Genomic DNA, 16493 nt, shown 5'->3' on the forward strand with positions numbered 1-16493 from the left:
ATTAATACCTCCTCAAGGAAAAGTTCATTCCCTTTTCAGTAAGGTTCTGCATGGCCTATTTTACGTATGAGGCCTTATTGAGATAATCAAAACTTTGCTTCACACTTTCGATCGGTTCGAAATTGTATCTTTCCACCTCTACAAAGTAATCTTTCATTCCCTGTGCATAGGCTGCTTCAAAAATGGCCTTGAAGTCCAAAGTGCCGCTTGCTCCGATTTCCTCTTCATCTTTGATATGGAGGACAGGGAACCTCCCTGGATATTTTTGAAGGAAATCTACAGGATCCTGTCCACCTTTTTGAGCCCAATAGACGTCAAGTTCATAACACACCAATTTAGGATCAGTATTTTCAATCATAAAATCCATCATCATTTTTCCTTCGATGTTTTCAAACTCACGCGCATGGTTGTGAAATCCGAACATCATTCCGGATTTTTTGGCCACTTCCCCAATAGCATTGTAATAGTCACACCAAACTTTCAACTCATCCAAGGTTTTTGGAATCGGCATAGATGGTTTGATAATATATTTTGCCCCCATCTTTTTATGGTCAGAAACAGCTTGTTTCCACCAATCCAACACTTCATCTTTTTTTGCAGGATTATAATCTCTTGGCCCTCCGACATGAGCGCTGTTTAATTTCATTCCCAAGTCAGCTATATACCTTCTAAAGAAAACAGGATCCATTCCATAGACTTTTCCTTCCGTATAATTAGCAGATTCCAGGTTTTTATAACCTATGGAAGACACCAAACGAAGTGTATTTTGTGGATCTTCCTTCATGTCCTCTCTTACAGAATACAACTGAAGTCCTATGGGGAGCTTTTTGGCAAATGAAGATGCTATCAAATCAGTCGGTTTTAATAATGTTCCCAAAGCGATGGCCCCGGAAATTTTCAAAAAGTCTCTTCTGTTGTTCATAATCATCTTGTTTAGAGTTTGTATCCGTTTTCGTAGTTATAATGCAATTTCGCAGCTGCTTCCCAGTCATTTGGGAAAATTTGGTTGACAGGATCCCAATCCAAGGGTCTACCGAGTTCATTGGCAATGTTTCCGATTGTACAGACCACACATGTACTGTGACCGATTTCTACCGGTACAATTGGATCTTTTCTTTTCACAACCGAATCGATAAAATCCCAATAGTGGGGTGGATATCCTAAATTTGGACGTTCCATGGTGGGTTTTAGACTTGCATCCGAGGAATCGAAATTCCCTCTCGAAACCTTTATCCAACCTTTTTCTCCTATAAATTTAACACCTTGGCGTCCCTCATCAAAGGGCCCAACAATCATTTCTGTTCCATTTTCATAAAGGTATTTCAATGGATTTCCGGCATTTTTAGGAATTACTTTTACAGGTCCGTTTCTGTCCATTCCCAAACCCCATTGGGCAATATCAAACATATGTGCCCCCCAATCTGTCATGAAGCCGCCGCCCGTTTCACTGAATTTCCTCCAAGCAGCCCATAGTTTCTCGTTTTCTTCTGGTTTCAAGGAAATTGGTGGATTGAGATTTTCATTGAAATGCATTTTTGGAAGTGGCCCCAACCAAGCGTCCCAATCCAGACCATTTGGAATAGGCTGTGCTTCTAAGTCATAAGGTGTTGGATGTTCGGGTTGACCCACATGGACCAATACCTGATTGATTTTACCAAGTCTGCCTTTTTGTACCATTCGCGCAGCATGCTGAAAGTTGAGATCTGAGCGCTGTTGGCTTCCTACAGCCAAGACAATTCCATTACTTCGTACAGCTTTTAGGAGTTCTTGACCTTCCTTGATGGTGAGGGTCAGGGGTTTTTCCAAATAGACATCTTTTCCTGCCTTGCAGGCATCAATTGCCATCAGTGCATGCCAATGGTCCGGGGAGGCAATAACTACAGCATCGATGTCCTGTCTTGCCAGAAGATCTTTGTAATCTTTATAAACATCAATTTTTGGGCTGGGCTTACCAAGTTCATTGCTTATTTTTTCTACCCGTAAACTGAATCTATCTCTTTTTATTTCATAGACATCCGCACCGGCCAATACCTCCACCCCGGGAATGCGCATCATGCCGTTCAGTATTCCCATCGCTTGCCGTCCTAATCCGATAAAACCAAGACGGATTTGATGAATATCTTCAGAAATCGGAAAAAAAGGATTTTTTGCATAAGCCGTTTTGGGTAAAAATGAAAGTCCTGTAGCACTGAGAATAGTGGTCCCCAGAAATTTTCTTCTAGAAAAAAAGTTCTTTTTCATACTTATATGGATTTAGGTTTATTGCTGATATTATTCCAACGATGAAGCGTCAATGTGGTTGATTATTTGTAACTTTTGAATAAGTTCAGTATAATAATAATCTAATTTGATCTTTGATAAAAATTAAAATTCGTAAATGTCTTCTTCCACTCTCTTTAGTTTTATGAAAGGCCCTAATCTTTATTTGTAAGGTAATGAAGGATAAACCCAAAATTCTTGTCATTGGTAGTGCCAATATGGATATGGTAATCAAAACAGATCATTTTCCGGTACCAGGAGAAACTATCATAGGAGGAAATTTTTCTTTGATCCCCGGAGGTAAGGGTGCCAATCAGGCTGTAGCTGCTGCAAGATTGGGTGGGGAGGTTGGTTTTTTGGCACAATTGGGTGAAGATGTATTCGGTGCCCGGAATTTGGAAAATTATCGAAAGGAAGGAATCAATATTTCTTTGATCAAACTGAATCCCAACAAACCTTCAGGAGTTGCCTTGATAACTGTGGATAAGTCCGGAGAGAATACCATCATTGTTGCTCCGGGAGCAAATGAGACCCTTTCTGTTGATGATTTATACAAGGCAAAAGATAGTTTTGAAGCAGCAGATATGATTTTGATTCAATTGGAAATCCAACTTTCTGTGGTATTTGAAGCATGCAAAATGGCATTTGACCTTGGAAAGAAAATCATTTTAAATCCAGCCCCAGCTGCCATTCTTCAGCCGGAAATATTCCCATTTCTCTTTTTAATTACCCCCAATGAGACTGAAGCTGAACAATTAACAGGGGTCAAGGTATTTGATAAACATACTGCCTTTGAAGCTTCTGAGATGCTTATGGCAAAAGGAGTGGAAAATGTAATCGTCACCATGGGTGCGGCAGGGGCATATGTACATACCAGGGAATTCAAAGGAATAATTCCGACCAAGAAAGTGATCGCATTGGATAGCACAGCGGCAGGGGATACATTCAATGGTGCTTTGGCAGTGGCTTTGGTCAAAGGTGGAGGAATGAAAGAGGCGGTTGAATTTGCTTTAAAAGCAGCTACGATTTCTGTTACCAAAATGGGTGCGCAAAGTTCTATCCCCTACTTGAAGGATTTGTCTTAACTTATGAATAACCAAAATCCCATAAATCATGAAAAATAATATTTCCAGCCTGATTTTATTGATAACAATTTGCACCGTACTTTTTTCCTGTGGTCAACCGGACAATGTCAGGATAATTTTTGATACCGATGCCAATAATGAATTGGATGATCAATTTGCACTCATGTATCTTTTGGCGAATGGAAAAAGCTTTGATGTGGAAGGAGTGACTGTCAATGCAACAAAAAGCGGTGGAGGTATTCAGGAACATTATGACGAAGCTCAAAGAATCATGGAATTGGCAGTTTCTTTTGATAAAGTCCCATTGTTAAAAGGGGCAGATGCTTCTTTTGAGGAAATAAGTTCAACCCTGAATGATGAAAATTATGATGGGAAAGCTGCGGTTGATTTTATTGTCAAAGAAGCCAATGAAGGAAATGATTTGGTGGTATTGGCTGTGGGCAAATTGACCAATATTGCCTTGGCCTTGAAAAAAGATCCATCTATTGCTTCAAAAATGAGGGTGGTATGGTTGGGATCAAATTATCCAAAGCCAGGTGAATACAATCAGGATAATGATACGGTATCCATGAATTTTATTTTGAACACAAAAGTACCTTTCGAAATGGTGACGGTGCGGTATGGAGAAGCTTCGGGCACGGATGCAGTCAGAGTGACCCAGGAAGAAATCAATACCCGAATGCCCGGAATGGGACCAAAAACAACAAAGCCCATCAGAGGAAGGCATGGAGGAGAGTTTTCAACTTTTGGGGATTATGCAGTGAGTTTATTTGAGCACATTGAGTATCATGGTGACCCACCTTCCAGGGCTTTATTTGATTTGGTGGCGGTTGCTATCTTGAAGAATCCCAATTGGGGAGAAGTTAGGGAAATTCCTGCACCGATTTTGATCGACAATCAATGGGTGGAAAGGCCGGAAAATCCAAGAAAAATAACCCTTTGGGAGAATTTTAACAGGGATGCCATCATCCATGATTTTTATCATTCCTTATCCAATTACCAAAATGTCCAACCCAAACTTTAAGCCATGTATATCATCGAATCCTATTCTTTGGCTGTTCTTTTCTGTGTTATAACCATGTTATGTTGGGGTTCTTGGGCCAATACCCAAAAACTCGCTGGAAGCAATTGGAGGTTTGAACTTTTTTACTGGGATTATGTGATCGGGATTGTGGTGTTGGCATTGATTTTTGGATATACCCTTGGAAGTAATGGAGAATATGGCAGGAGTTTTTCAGAAGATCTGTTTCAGGCGAGCAGCAAAAGTTATGCTTTGGCCTTTATTGGGGGAGTGGTTTTCAACTTGGCAAATATTCTCATCGTAGCCGCTATTTCCTATGCGGGGATGTCAGTGGCTTTTCCTGTGGGTATTGGCTTGGCATTGGTGCTCGGGGTACTGGTGAATTATATATCAACTCAAAAAGGAGATCCGATTTTACTGTTTATTGGTGTGGCTTTAGTAGCATTGGCTATCATTTTTGATGCCTTGGCCTACCAAAAACTTGCAAAAACCAATCAAAAAAATCCCAGAGTGGGATTGGCCTTGGCTTTGGTAGGAGGTTTTCTGATGTCATTTTTTTACTTCTTTGTTGCCCAGTCTATGTCCTTGGACTTTTCCAATCCGGAGGGAGGAAAATTCACTCCTTATGGCGCTGTCTTTGTATTTTCTGTCGGGATACTTTTAAGCAATTTTATTTTCAATACCATTTTGATGAAAAAACCTATAGAAGGAAATCCATTATCTGGAGCAGATTATTTTGCCGGAAAACCCTGGGTTCACTTTGTTGGAATTTTGGGAGGGATCATTTGGTGTGTTGGAATGTCATTCAGTATCCTTGCTGCAGAAAAGGCCGGACCTGCTATCTCCTACGGCTTGGGTCAAGGTGCCACGATGATTGCTGCCTTTTGGGGTGTGTTTATATGGAAGGAGTTTAAAAATGCTCCCAAAGATACCCATTGGCTTATAGGTGGGATGTTTTTGTTGTTTGTTTTGGGATTGGGGTTGATTGTTTACGCGGGGGTTTAGAAAGCTTCTTCCACCTCGTATTTCCAAAGGTAAAAATTAGCTCTTTCCAGTCCTTCAAAGGATCTTCCGGGATTGGTTCGGATGATGACACGCTTTCCTTCATCATCCGCCAATTTTACCATTTGATGACTGCCGAAGTAGGAAATCTTTACAATTTTTCCGGTCAATTGTTGGCCGTCTCTTTGGACAACCTCTCCATGCTCGGGACGGAAGTGCAAAAGGACTTTGCCTGTGAATTTTTTTGCCTCAGGGTCTGCAATAAAGCCAAAAGTTGTATAATACCCTTCTTCAGTGGGCGTGGCCAATATCTCGTTTCTTTTACCAAAAAAATTTGCCACGTAGGGATTTACGGGATTTTCGTACAGATTTTTTGGAATATCTATTTGCTGAAGATATCCCTTGTGCAGTATGGCAATCCTGTCAGCTGTAGAAAGTGCATCCTTAGTATCATGCGTTACAAAAATCGCAGTAATGCCTGTCTTTTTGATAATCTGACGGATTTCTTCCCTTACCTGATCTTTGAGCAAGGCATCAAGATTACTGAAAGGTTCATCCATCAATAGGATTTTGGGATTGGGGGCAATTGCCCTTGCCAAAGCCACACGTTGCTGCTGACCACCGGAAAGTTGGTGTGGATATTTTGAAAAATCTTCCTTTAAACCTACTAATTTGAGTGTTTCCAAGGCGATTTGTTCCGGATTTCCTTTGGCCTTTTTCAATCCGAATTTAACATTTTCAAGGATTGTCAGATGTGGAAACAGGGCATAATCCTGGAAAACCATCCCGACTTGCCTTTCATGGGCGGGGACTGATCTGACACCTTCCACAATGGTCTGTCCCAAAAGGGAAATTGAACCCGAGTCCGGATGTTCCAACCCGGCGATTAGTCTTAGCAATGTGGTTTTTCCAGAACCGCTCTCTCCTACCAAGGCAAGTATCTCTCCTTCCTCTACATCAAAAGAAACGTCATTGACAGCAAACTCATCTGCTTTGTTATATTTTTTATTGATGTGTTGGAGTGATAAAATCCTCATCCGGTTTATAAAGCGTTCTCTAAAGTTCTCGTTTTTTGATCAATCTGTTCAGGAATATGATAGGAATGATTCCTGTCAGAATGATAATCAGGGCGGCATTGGCTGATTCAGCAATCATCTCGTTGGTGGCCATGTCAAAGGCCTTGGTGGCCAAAGTTTGGTAATTGAACGGACGAAGGATCAAAGTTAAGGGTAATTCTTTTAATACATCTACAAATACCAGCAATATGCCTGATACCAAACTTGTTTTGATCAATGGCAGGTCAATTTTCCATAGTGTCTTGGTACTTCTTACGCCAAGCAGCCTACTGGCTTCATTGACATGGATGCCGATTTTTTGAAAACCAGCTTCTACAGGATTATAGCCTACAGCCATAAACCTTACAATGTAAGCAAATACCAAAGCAAACAATGTCCCCGAGAAAAACAGTCCCGCAACCTGAGAAGTGAACAAAGTACCATAAATCCATTTGTCCAAGGAAATAAATGGAATCATCACGCCTACAGCAATCACCGCACCTGGAATAGCATAGCCCAAAGTTGCAATCTTGGTAATATTTTTAACCCATTTAAATGGACTTAATCTCAATGTGTACAGCAATACAATAGAAAGTATAACAATAAAAATTCCACTTAAAGCAGCCAATCCAAAACTTCGATAGATCAACAATAAGAAGTCCTGATTTACCACTTTAGTGTAAGTCATGCTGACCCACTGTAAAAGTTGAAGAAATGGAAAAAGAAAACTTAACAGGAATATGGATGAACAAATACTTGAGTATAAAATTTTTTTGCCCAATGTGGGATGGACCCGGGCTGTTGGCTTCTGTATTCCATTGACAGAGGAATATTGTCGGTTACCACGTTGCAGAGACTCGAGATAAAGGATCACAAAAACAAAAACCATCAAGATGGCTGCCAGATAGATTGCTGTGGATGCGTCCCCCATTGAAAACCACGCCCTGAAGATTCCCGTGGTAAACGTGTTGACCCCAAAATATTTGACGGTACCATAATCATTCAATACTTCCATGGATGCCAGCGCAATCCCGGCGACAATAGCTGGCCGGGCCATGGGTAAAGCAACTTTAAAAAAAGTTTTGAATCGATTGACTCCCAATAAAAATGATGCCTCTTGGAAAGTTTTGGATTGCTGCAGGAAAGATGATCGGGTTATCAGAAAGACATAAGGAAACAGTGTAATCGATAAAATAAAAATTGCACCTGGAAGATTCATAATATCTATCAAGCTGCCTTTTACCTGTACATCAAAGTTGTTTCTGAAAAAAACCTGAATAGGTCCTGTATAACCCAATAAGCCGACATAAGTATATGCCATAATATATCCCGGAAACCCCAAGGGCAAAATCAACAGCCATTCAAAATATTTTCTTCCCGGAAATTCATAATTGGATACCAACCAAGCTGTACTGACCCCTAGCAGGAATGTCATTAAAGCAACTCCTAAAAGCAAAAGGATGGTATTCTGAAAATAGCCCACTAGCAGATTATTGGCAATATGTGACCAACTTCCGCCAGGACTATCAAAAAGTTTGATAAAAATGGTAAATAAAGGAGTGGCTACCAGCAGCAGTATCAGCAGCGAGTAGCCAGTCCATTTATTCCACCAGAAATAATTTCTTTTTAAAATGTTCAAAACGGTAATTTATTTCCAGCCCACTTTGTCAAAAATCATGACGGCATCGTTGTTGTTGTCTCCCAGAACTGACAAGTTGAGATCGTCAGCTTTAAAAGATCCCCAACTTTTCAACATTTCTGAAAATTCAACTTTGGGATTTACGGGATATTCAAAATTGATATTGGACAAAAGCCCTTGGGCTTCTTCATTGGAAAGAAATTCTATCAATTTGATAGCATTTTCTTTATTAGGAGCATACTTTGTCACAGCAGCACCCGATATATTGATGTGTGTTCCTCTATCAGATTGGTTGGGGAAGAAAATGGAGATTTTGTCAGCAGCTTTTCTTTCTTCTTCATTGGCATCATTGAGCATGATACCGATATAGTAAGTATTTACAATAGCTACATCACCTTCACCGGAAGCAACAGCTTTAACCTGATCTCTGTCACTGCCTTTGGGGGCTCTTGCCATATTTTCCAACAATCCCGCAGCCCATTGTTCTGCACCTTCTTTACCATGATGTGCAATAATGGAAGCTAAAAGAGATTGGTTATAGATGTTTTCAGAACTTCGGGTAAGTACTCTACCTTTCCATTGTGGTTCAGTCAGGGCTTCATAACTGCTCAGTTCTTCAGGATTTACTCTTTCTTTGCTGTAAGCGATTATCCTTGCTCGGTATGTTAGACCAAACCAAAAACCTTCAGGATCCCTGAATTTGGCAGGAATATTTGCATTCAAATTTTCAGAATTTACAGATTGTAAAAGGTCTTTTTCTTCAGCCCGGTGTAATCTTCCTGCATCCACAGTGATAAGGACATCTGCCGGAGAATTTACCCCCTCCAGTTCCAGTTTTTGTATCAGTTCATCTGCTGAAGCCGAAACGACATTCACTTTGATGCCTGTTTTTTCGGTAAACATGTCAAATAGCTTTTGGTCTGCTTCATAATGCCGATGTGTATAGACATTGACCTCTTCCTGCTTTTCTGTGCCGGAACCGCATGAAAACAAAATTGCCCCGAAAGAGGCGATTAAAGTTGATTTGAGAATATTTTTTAGCATAATATAAATAGTTGACAGGGCAAAATTAATCATTATTTAAATCAAATCTAAATAAAAAGAAAAAAGATTTTTATATTTGAGAGCCTTGAAGCAACAAGAGATTTTTGGAAACTTTAGGTGTCATTATAAATTAAAATTATGACGATTCAGCAACTCGAATACATCATTGCCGTGGACAAACACAGGCATTTTGGCCATGCAGCAGAATCCTGTTTTGTGACACAGCCTACCCTTAGCGCACAAGTCAGTAAATTGGAAAAGGAACTGGAGGTAATTCTTTTCGATAGATCCAAAATGCCCGTGATTCCCACAGAGATAGGCGTGCAGGTAATTGAACATGCCAAAAGGGTAGTTTCTGAGAGCAAAGGAATATATGAGTTGTTGTTACAGCTGAAAGGCGATGTCAGTGGAGTAATCAAATTGGGGATAATTCCCACACTTGCCCCTTATCTGTTGCATCGCTTTATCAAAGGCTTTTTGGAAAAATACCCCAAGGTCAAGCTGCAAGTAGAGGAAACCGTCACAGAAGAAATCCTGAGAAAACTAAAAAATGATGAATTGGATTTGGGTGTTGTAGTGACTCCATTGGATGAACCCGGGATTGTGGAAAAGCCGATGTTTTATGAAAAATTCTATGCTTACCTCTCAAAAGATCATCAACTCCTCAAAAAAGACAAATTAAATGTGCAGGATTTGGAATCAGATGACATGTGGATGCTTCAGCAAGGCCATTGTTTCAGAGATCAGGTTTTTAATCTCTGCAATCAAACCAAATTCCAAAGGATGAATTTTCATTATGAAAGCGGATCTTTGGAAGGATTAAAAAACATGGTCAATCAATATAAAGGAATCACTTTGCTTCCGGAGTTATCCACATTTTCTCTGAACGAGGAGGAAAAGCAGCGACTGAGAAAATTCACTGGAGAGGAACCTACAAGGGAAGTAAGTATTGTACTTACCAGAAATTTTTTAAAAAAGAAATTGGTTGAATTGCTCTATAATGAAATCTGTGCTGCTGTCCCTCAGGAAATGACTTCCAAATCACATGGAAAAATAGTGAGGTTTAAGTGATGAAGTTGGAAGTAGAAGCGAGAGATTAGAGGCGAGAGACAAAAACCAAGAGACAAGAAACAAGAAACAAGAGGCTAGATTTAAAAGCGGTTACATAATCTGATAAATTTGTACTTCCGTTTCGTCTAAGAAAATTTTGTAATTTTCCAATCTTCCATGGTGGACAAGTTCTTCCAATTTTAAAATCTACAATCTACAATCTAAAAAAATAATGTCCTCTCATCATTTTGTCAAAGAACAGCAAGAACCGGCTTTAATCATCCTGAATGCAGCAGGTATCAGTTTTGATGCTGTCGCAGCTTTATTGGAATGGGTTCCGACGGTTTTGGTAGCGCAAGAGGAGGTTTTCACCGTAATATCCTGGGGAATTAAAATCGATATCATTCTGGCTGAAATGGATTTTCAGCAACAGCATTTCCATCTGCTGGAGGAGCAGTATCCAGTCAAATTTTTGGGAGTTCAGGATGGAAATTTTCTTGATGAGGGCTTGCAGTATCTGATTGCCTCCAAGCATTCTGCCGTAAATATCATCGGGTTTGATCACCAAAAGGTCTTTGGACTGGAAGGAATACTTGAATTTTTGGATATTGTAGTTTGGGATGGGCCGACCAGGTATTTTCCGATAAAAAAAGGGGAATTCAAAAAGTGGTTTCCTGCCAGTTCCGTTCAATTACATGCACCTGAGGGGACACTGATCGAAGTCAAGACTCCTGATGATTCCAACATCATTGAAATCAGACATGCTACAGTTCTTGAAATTCCTGAAGGAACAAGCATCTTTAAATCAAAAGAGATTTTTTGGGTTGGGGAAATTATGAATCAGGATTGAACGTAGCCCTTACCATCCTATTTTTCCCATTTAGATCCTCGAGAATCTTTACTTCAGTGTATCCGTATTCAGTTAAAATATCAACAGTTTCGTTTCCCAAAGCTTCATTGATTTCAAAATATAGTCTTCCATAAGGTTTTAAAACTTTTTTCGCTTTTTTGCCTATATGCTTATAAAACAACAGCGGATCATCATCATCTACAAAGAGTGCCAAATGAGGTTCATGTTTCAACACATTTTCATGCATCATTTCTTTCTCAGATATCTTCACATAGGGCGGATTGCTGACAATGATATCCAAATGCTTGAGTGGTATTTCCTCGTTTAGAATATCACATTTTTGGAAAACAACCTCAGCATCCAGTGAAATGGCATTCCTGGAAGCCACTGAAAGTGCTTTATCGCTGATGTCCAGACCAAAAACTTCAGCGTCGTTTAATTCCATGGCCAAAGTAATGGGAATACAACCCGAGCCTGTCCCAATATCCAAAATCCGCAACCCGGAATTTTTGTTTTCCTTGATGATCAAATGCACAAGCTCCTCGGTTTCATTTCTTGGAATCAACACATTGGAGTTTACCAAAAATTCTCTGCCATAAAATGGTGCTTTACCGGTGACATATTGAATCGGTTTTCCTTTAAGCAGTTCCTTCAAGGCATTTTCGAGTTCTATCGGAATTGATTCCACAACATTATTACTGAATAGATCTATTCTGTTCTTTCCCAAGTACTCTTCAAAAAGCCAAAGAACAAGAGATTCTGATTCCTGTTTGGAATAAATTGTCTGAAGCCGCGAAGAAAAAGATTGAAACAATGCTGTAAGGTTCATGCACAGAGAATAATTGTCTATTTATTCAAAGGTATACATTAAGTTAAAGATTAAATTGGTCGCATTGGTTTCCAATCAGCTTTTTATGTTGATCAGCTTGTAAAAAATTATCGCGCCGATTCCATAGCAAAAAACATCCCATAGATCTGCAGTATAGGTTGTAGACCATCGGGGCAAAAGGAATTCGAAGAGAAAAGAAAAATATACCCAACCAACCACTACCTGGGCTTTACTGAAAGTAAAATTCTCCCTCAATGGATGAATCCATCTATAAACCTGCAAAGTAATTCCCAATACTACAGGCATTGCCAATAAGTCATCTAAATAAGCGTGTGCAATTGGAATGTAAATCCCCAATATTTTTTCAAGGAATTGATTGAGCCAAAAGACCAAACAGGCCGATAGAAATAAAGGATTTCGCAAAACCGACATCACCCTGGAAGTGCTGCTATCAAAGCTGCGAGAAAAGTGATAATGGCCATATAAATAGTATAAAAAAAGTTTCCGACCTTCTTTAAGTCGGCTATGAACTTGCTGTCAGTTTCTTTTATATAAAAAATCCACTGTTCTTTGTTAGCCTGTATGTCTTTTTGGCGGTTTTCATGGTATTCCAAATCACGGCTTGACAGGTAATTTCCGCAAAATTCACATTTATCATTGATGTTTGTTTTCCATTTGGACCATTTCCCACAATGGGGGCACTTTTTCTCTCCCATAGTATAAAAATAGAGATACAAATGCAATAACCGAATGATTTAGGAAAATTTTGTTCCTTTAAACTCCATCTTACTTGCTGGCAAAGACAGCTTCATTTTGTTTTTTATCAAGGATTTTTTCTTGTGCAGTTTTCTTTACAAGTAAAAAATTACCTATTGCCAAGGCATCAAGCCCGGTAGAAAAGAAACAGCGGATAGCATCCTTAGGAGATTCTACAACAGGTTCTCCCTGTATGTTGAAACTTGTATTCAAGACAACGGGTACTCCTGTTTTATCTCCAAGTTTTTTGATGACATCATAATACCTTGGATGCAGTTCTTTTCTAACCGTTTGCAATCTTGCACTCCCATCTACGTGGGTAACTGCAGGGATAACCATCTGTTGCTCTTTAAGCACATTACAGACTTTAAGCATAAAAGGCGCTTCCACTTCCAAATCAAAAAACAGGTCCTTGGCTTCCACAATAGCTGATGGCGCAAATGGCCTATAGGCTTCTCTGAATTTGACCTCCGAATTGATTTTATCTTTCATATCCGGAAAAGCAGGATTGGCAAGTATACTCCTACTCCCCAAAGCCCGTGGACCAATCTCCATTTTGTCCTGAAACCAACCGATGATTTTACCACTTTCCAAAAGAGTTGCTGCTGTTTCACAAATATCTTCGTGAAAGGTATAAGTAAGTTTGCAAGCTATAAGTACTTTTTCTATTTCCTCATTGCTGTAGGAAGTTCCCACATAGGGATTGGAATGAACAAAATTTCTGGGATTTTTGAGGATACCATTATAAAGGTAATAGGCCGCACCAATAGCGGTTCCATTATCTCCTGCAGCAGGCATTACATAGACATCCTTGAATTTACTTTCACGGACAATCCGCCCATTCATGACACTGTTCAAGGAAACCCCGCCTGAGATTACAAGGTAATCGGTTTTGGTTTTTTCATAGAGTATATCACAGATTTCCAGCACCCTGTCTTCCAACACGCGTTGAAATGCTGCTGCAACATCCATATGGTGTTTTTTGAATTCGCCGCCACGTTTTCTTGGTTCACCAAAAATCTCAATGAACTTAGGGGATAAATGGGAAATCCCTTTATAATTCATATGCTGGTAATTGAAGTAGCTTAAATCTATATGGATACCACCATTTTTGTCAATGCGGACAATCTTTTCTACTTCTTTTTTGAAAACTTCAGGATCTCCCATTGGCGCAAGCCCCATGGTTTTTCCCTCATCGTAATTGGTAATAAATCCACAAAATTGGGTGACTGCCTCATAAAAGGATCCCAATGAATGCGGAAAGAAACTTTCATGAAAGCAATCGATGTGATTGTCTTTCCCAAATCCCAACATGGCAGTGGCCCATTCGCCGGAACCATCAATTCCTAAGATGGCGGCCTCTTTGTAGGGAGAAACAAAGAAGGAACCTGGACCGTGTGTAAGATGATGGGGAATAAAATGAATTTTTGGCCCCGTCTTTTTTGATCCATAGCTTGAGTTATACCACTTCCAAAAACCTTTTTGTTTTCTATAAGGATGTCTTATTTCATAACTCAGCAGATACCTTGCACTCTTTGGGTGACTTATGATATACCGGAATTTCTTCCCTAAATTATGGTTTGGTTTGATGGAGACAGCAATATGATCGATATCCTTCAAGGTAAGATTAGCCATCTTTAGGCATCTATCTATGGCCATTTCAGGAAATTGTTTGGTATGTTTGTCTCTGTTGAGACGCTCTTCTTCAATAGCTGCAATGAGTTGCCCGTCAACAATGATACAGGCAGTAGAGTCGTGGAAATAGTAATTCAATCCTAAAATAATCATAATAAATTGGTTGGGTATATGGGGCGATATACGTTTTTGCGAGACAAATAGGTCGAAAATTAAAAATTAAATTTGATTATTCTATGTTTATTTGTAAAAATAAATGTTCTGTTTTTTACTAGGTATTTGTAGCGTTTTTATGGTTTTGAACGTATTGATAGTACCAATCAAAAATATATATATGAGAAAGATTTCAATTTTAGCAGCGACATTTTCATCCATATTTATCCTTGCATTTCAGTGTAATGATATCAATTCCAAGGAATTGTCTAATGATGGATGTATTGATTCTTCCAAAATAAATCCTGATGCAGTATGTTATATGATCCATGATCCTGTTTGTGGCTGCGATGGGAAAACCTATTCAAATGATTGCATCGCTATCAATAAAGGTGTTTTGTCTTTTGAAAAAGGGGAATGTAAATGATTGATTAAAATAAAGAGAATATTGAAAAATTTTAAGATCAAAGGACTCGAAGAATTTTAATTAATAATCAAGAACTGCTGATGACCTTTTTCATTTCCTTCAGTAATTTCCAAGAAGTCAACTTTGGCCAAGGGAGGCCCTATTCCTAGCCAATTTTCCATTTCTGCAATTGCAGAAGGATTGCCTTCCATTTCTACCAATACAGAACCATCTGATTCATTTCTTACCCAGCCATTGATCCCAAGGGTTATGGCTTTTTCCAAGGTACTCTTTCGAAAAAAAACACCCTGAACTTTTCCATTGATTTTGATCTGCTTATTGATCTTCATACCATTTATCTTCAAAGGTACTTGTCACTTCCACATCTGCAGTAAGCACCCTATAAACCATCCATAAAATAGGAATAGGAGATATGGAAAACATGAATAAAATTAAACCAGTATTTAAGTTAGCTTGGATTGAGGTTACATAAACGATCAGAAACGCAGTAACCAAATAGATGGGAAATAAGTAGTTTTTCATGACAGTTTTATATTTTGTTTATAATTATTAAACTACAAACAGACTCTTAATGTTATGATGCTGTTATGAAAGGATTTCGTTTTACACAGTATGTTCCCCCGAATGATCCGGAGAAGAATACCTTCGATAATTTGCTGAATATTTTCTTACAATTGGTCACTATGACCGGAGGAGATGTGGCTGAGGCATTGAGTTGGCTGACCAATTTGGATAAGCGCTACAATATGACGAACCCCAATTATGGGATAGGAGATTTTATTGAAGATCTCAAAACCAAAGGGTATTTAACCGAAGAAAACCAAAAAGGGGAATTTAAGATTACGGGAAAAGCAGAGCAGTCAATCAGGAAAAATGCCTTGGAGGAAATTTTCGGGAAATTGAAAAAAGGGAAAGGTGGATTTCACAAAACAACCCAATCAGGACAAGGCGACGAAAGAGGCACAGATCGTAGGCCATACAACTTTGGAGACAATCTGGATCAGATTGCCTTGACTGATTCCATTAGAAACGCCCAAGTTAATCATGGCTTTGGAGGCGATTACCTGCTTACTGAAGATGATCTGGAGGTAATTGAAAATGAATTCAGGACCCAGACTTCCACAGTTTTGATGATTGACATCTCCCATTCCATGATTTTGTATGGGGAAGACAGGATTACTCCTGCCAAAAAAGTTGCGATGGCTTTGGCTGAATTAATTAAAACACGATATCCAAAAGACACCTTGGATATCATTGTTTTCGGCAATGATGCCTGGCAGATTGAAATCAAAGATTTGCCTTACCTGCAAGTAGGGCCATATCATACCAATACCGTTGCAGGTTTGGAATTGGCCATGGATCTATTGAGAAAAAGAAAAAATCCCAATAAGCAGATTTTCATGATTACAGATGGTAAACCAACCTGTTTAAAAGTAGGCATCAAATATTATAAAAATGCTTTTGGCATAGACAGTAAAATTCTCAGCGAGACACTTAAGCTCGCAGCGCAGTGCCGAAAACTGAAAATTCCCGTTACCACCTTTATGATTGCTTCCGACCCCTATCTCAAAGAGTTTGTGAAGGAATTCACCAAGGTGAATAATGGGAATGCCTATTACAGCAGTCTCAAAGGGTTGGGAGATTTGATTTTTGAAGATTATAGACGAAACAGAACCAAAAAATTTTAA

General features: G+C 39.2%; 18 protein-coding genes. 7 read left to right on the plus strand and 11 right to left on the minus strand.

Annotation, left to right across the window (positions count from 1 at the left end):
• Nucleotides 1–55: 55 nt before the first annotated feature.
• Both B9A52_RS05430 and B9A52_RS05435 read right to left on the minus strand, forming a co-directional pair.
• Entirely contained in the window at nucleotides 56–922 is an 867-nt protein-coding gene (locus B9A52_RS05430; RefSeq protein WP_084123405.1) for a TIM barrel protein, read from the minus strand.
• 11 nt (nucleotides 923–933) lie between these two features.
• Nucleotides 934–2241, minus strand: a complete 1308-nt coding sequence (locus B9A52_RS05435; protein ID WP_084119337.1) for a Gfo/Idh/MocA family protein — start codon at nucleotides 2239–2241, stop codon at nucleotides 934–936.
• A gap of 194 nt (nucleotides 2242–2435) precedes the next feature.
• Here B9A52_RS05435 and rbsK point away from each other — a divergent pair, with 194 nt between their 5' ends.
• Genes rbsK through B9A52_RS05450 form a run of 3 tightly spaced genes read left to right on the plus strand, consistent with a single transcriptional unit; the run spans nucleotide 2436 to nucleotide 5370 of the window.
• A complete protein-coding gene (rbsK, locus tag B9A52_RS05440; RefSeq protein WP_084119338.1) occupies nucleotides 2436–3344 on the plus strand; it encodes a ribokinase in 909 nt (302 codons plus the stop codon).
• A 28-nt stretch (nucleotides 3345–3372) separates the two neighbouring features.
• Complete coding sequence (locus tag B9A52_RS05445; protein WP_084119339.1) at nucleotides 3373–4368, plus strand: nucleoside hydrolase; 996 nt, start codon at nucleotides 3373–3375, stop codon at nucleotides 4366–4368.
• Between the two features lie 3 nt (nucleotides 4369–4371).
• Nucleotides 4372–5370 carry a GRP family sugar transporter gene (locus B9A52_RS05450; RefSeq protein ID WP_084119340.1) on the plus strand — a complete coding sequence of 333 codons (999 nt, stop codon included), beginning with the start codon at nucleotides 4372–4374 and terminating at the stop codon, nucleotides 5368–5370.
• Here the strand turns inward: B9A52_RS05450 and B9A52_RS05455 are convergent.
• The 3 genes from B9A52_RS05455 to B9A52_RS05465 are packed head-to-tail and all read right to left on the minus strand — an operon-like array spanning nucleotide 5367 to nucleotide 9138.
• Complete coding sequence (locus B9A52_RS05455) at nucleotides 5367–6404, minus strand: ABC transporter ATP-binding protein (protein ID WP_084119341.1); 1038 nt, start codon at nucleotides 6402–6404, stop codon at nucleotides 5367–5369. The two genes, B9A52_RS05450 and B9A52_RS05455, sit on opposite strands and share 4 nt — an antisense overlap.
• Nucleotides 6405–6423: 19 nt before the next feature.
• Nucleotides 6424–8061, minus strand: a complete 1638-nt coding sequence (locus B9A52_RS05460; RefSeq protein WP_084119342.1) for an ABC transporter permease — start codon at nucleotides 8059–8061, stop codon at nucleotides 6424–6426.
• Between the two features lie 9 nt (nucleotides 8062–8070).
• Nucleotides 8071–9138, minus strand: a complete 1068-nt coding sequence (locus B9A52_RS05465) for a Fe(3+) ABC transporter substrate-binding protein (RefSeq protein ID WP_084119343.1) — start codon at nucleotides 9136–9138, stop codon at nucleotides 8071–8073.
• 105 nt (nucleotides 9139–9243) lie between these two features.
• Here B9A52_RS05465 and B9A52_RS05470 point away from each other — a divergent pair, with 105 nt between their 5' ends.
• Nucleotides 9244–10176, plus strand: a complete 933-nt coding sequence (locus tag B9A52_RS05470; protein ID WP_084119344.1) for a hydrogen peroxide-inducible genes activator — start codon at nucleotides 9244–9246, stop codon at nucleotides 10174–10176.
• Nucleotides 10177–10387: 211 nt separating this feature from the next.
• A complete protein-coding gene (locus B9A52_RS05475; RefSeq protein ID WP_084119345.1) occupies nucleotides 10388–11005 on the plus strand; it encodes a thiamine pyrophosphokinase in 618 nt (205 codons plus the stop codon).
• On the opposite strand, the gene prmC is transcribed toward B9A52_RS05475, so the two are convergent.
• The 4 genes from prmC to B9A52_RS05495 all read right to left on the minus strand — a co-directional run bounded on the left by prmC (nucleotide 10989) and on the right by B9A52_RS05495 (nucleotide 14378).
• Nucleotides 10989–11834: a peptide chain release factor N(5)-glutamine methyltransferase gene (prmC, locus tag B9A52_RS05480; RefSeq protein ID WP_084119346.1), complete on the minus strand. Its 846-nt coding sequence runs from the start codon at nucleotides 11832–11834 to the stop codon at nucleotides 10989–10991. The genes B9A52_RS05475 and prmC overlap by 17 nt on opposite strands.
• A 75-nt stretch (nucleotides 11835–11909) precedes the next feature.
• Nucleotides 11910–12191, minus strand: coding sequence for a magnesium citrate secondary transporter (locus B9A52_RS05485; protein WP_231955500.1), 282 nt, complete (start codon nucleotides 12189–12191; stop codon nucleotides 11910–11912).
• A 74-nt stretch (nucleotides 12192–12265) separates the two neighbouring features.
• Entirely contained in the window at nucleotides 12266–12550 is a 285-nt protein-coding gene (locus B9A52_RS05490) for a hypothetical protein (RefSeq protein ID WP_084119348.1), read from the minus strand.
• Between the two features lie 70 nt (nucleotides 12551–12620).
• A complete protein-coding gene (locus tag B9A52_RS05495) occupies nucleotides 12621–14378 on the minus strand; it encodes a carbamoyltransferase family protein (RefSeq protein ID WP_084119349.1) in 1758 nt (585 codons plus the stop codon).
• 181 nt (nucleotides 14379–14559) lie between these two features.
• Here B9A52_RS05495 and B9A52_RS05500 point away from each other — a divergent pair, with 181 nt between their 5' ends.
• The gene (locus B9A52_RS05500) at nucleotides 14560–14805 is read left to right on the plus strand and encodes a Kazal-type serine protease inhibitor family protein (RefSeq protein WP_084123406.1); all 246 of its coding nucleotides are present in this window, start codon (nucleotides 14560–14562) and stop codon (nucleotides 14803–14805) included.
• Nucleotides 14806–14861: 56 nt separating this feature from the next.
• Here the strand turns inward: B9A52_RS05500 and B9A52_RS05505 are convergent, their stop codons facing one another.
• Nucleotides 14862–15134 (minus strand): acylphosphatase, encoded by a 273-nt coding sequence (locus B9A52_RS05505; RefSeq protein WP_157370077.1) that lies wholly within the window; start codon nucleotides 15132–15134, stop codon nucleotides 14862–14864.
• Nucleotides 15121–15327, minus strand: coding sequence for a hypothetical protein (locus tag B9A52_RS05510; protein ID WP_084119350.1), 207 nt, complete (start codon nucleotides 15325–15327; stop codon nucleotides 15121–15123). The genes B9A52_RS05505 and B9A52_RS05510 overlap by 14 nt, the downstream gene beginning before the upstream one ends.
• A gap of 65 nt (nucleotides 15328–15392) precedes the next feature.
• Here B9A52_RS05510 and B9A52_RS05515 point away from each other — a divergent pair, with 65 nt between their 5' ends.
• On the plus strand, nucleotides 15393–16493 hold the full coding sequence (locus B9A52_RS05515) for a vWA domain-containing protein (protein WP_084119351.1): 1101 nt from the start codon (nucleotides 15393–15395) through the stop codon (nucleotides 16491–16493).

This window comes from Aquiflexum balticum DSM 16537, from assembly GCF_900176595.1.
In the GTDB taxonomy this organism is placed as follows: Bacteria; Bacteroidota; Bacteroidia; order Cytophagales; family Cyclobacteriaceae; genus Aquiflexum; species Aquiflexum balticum.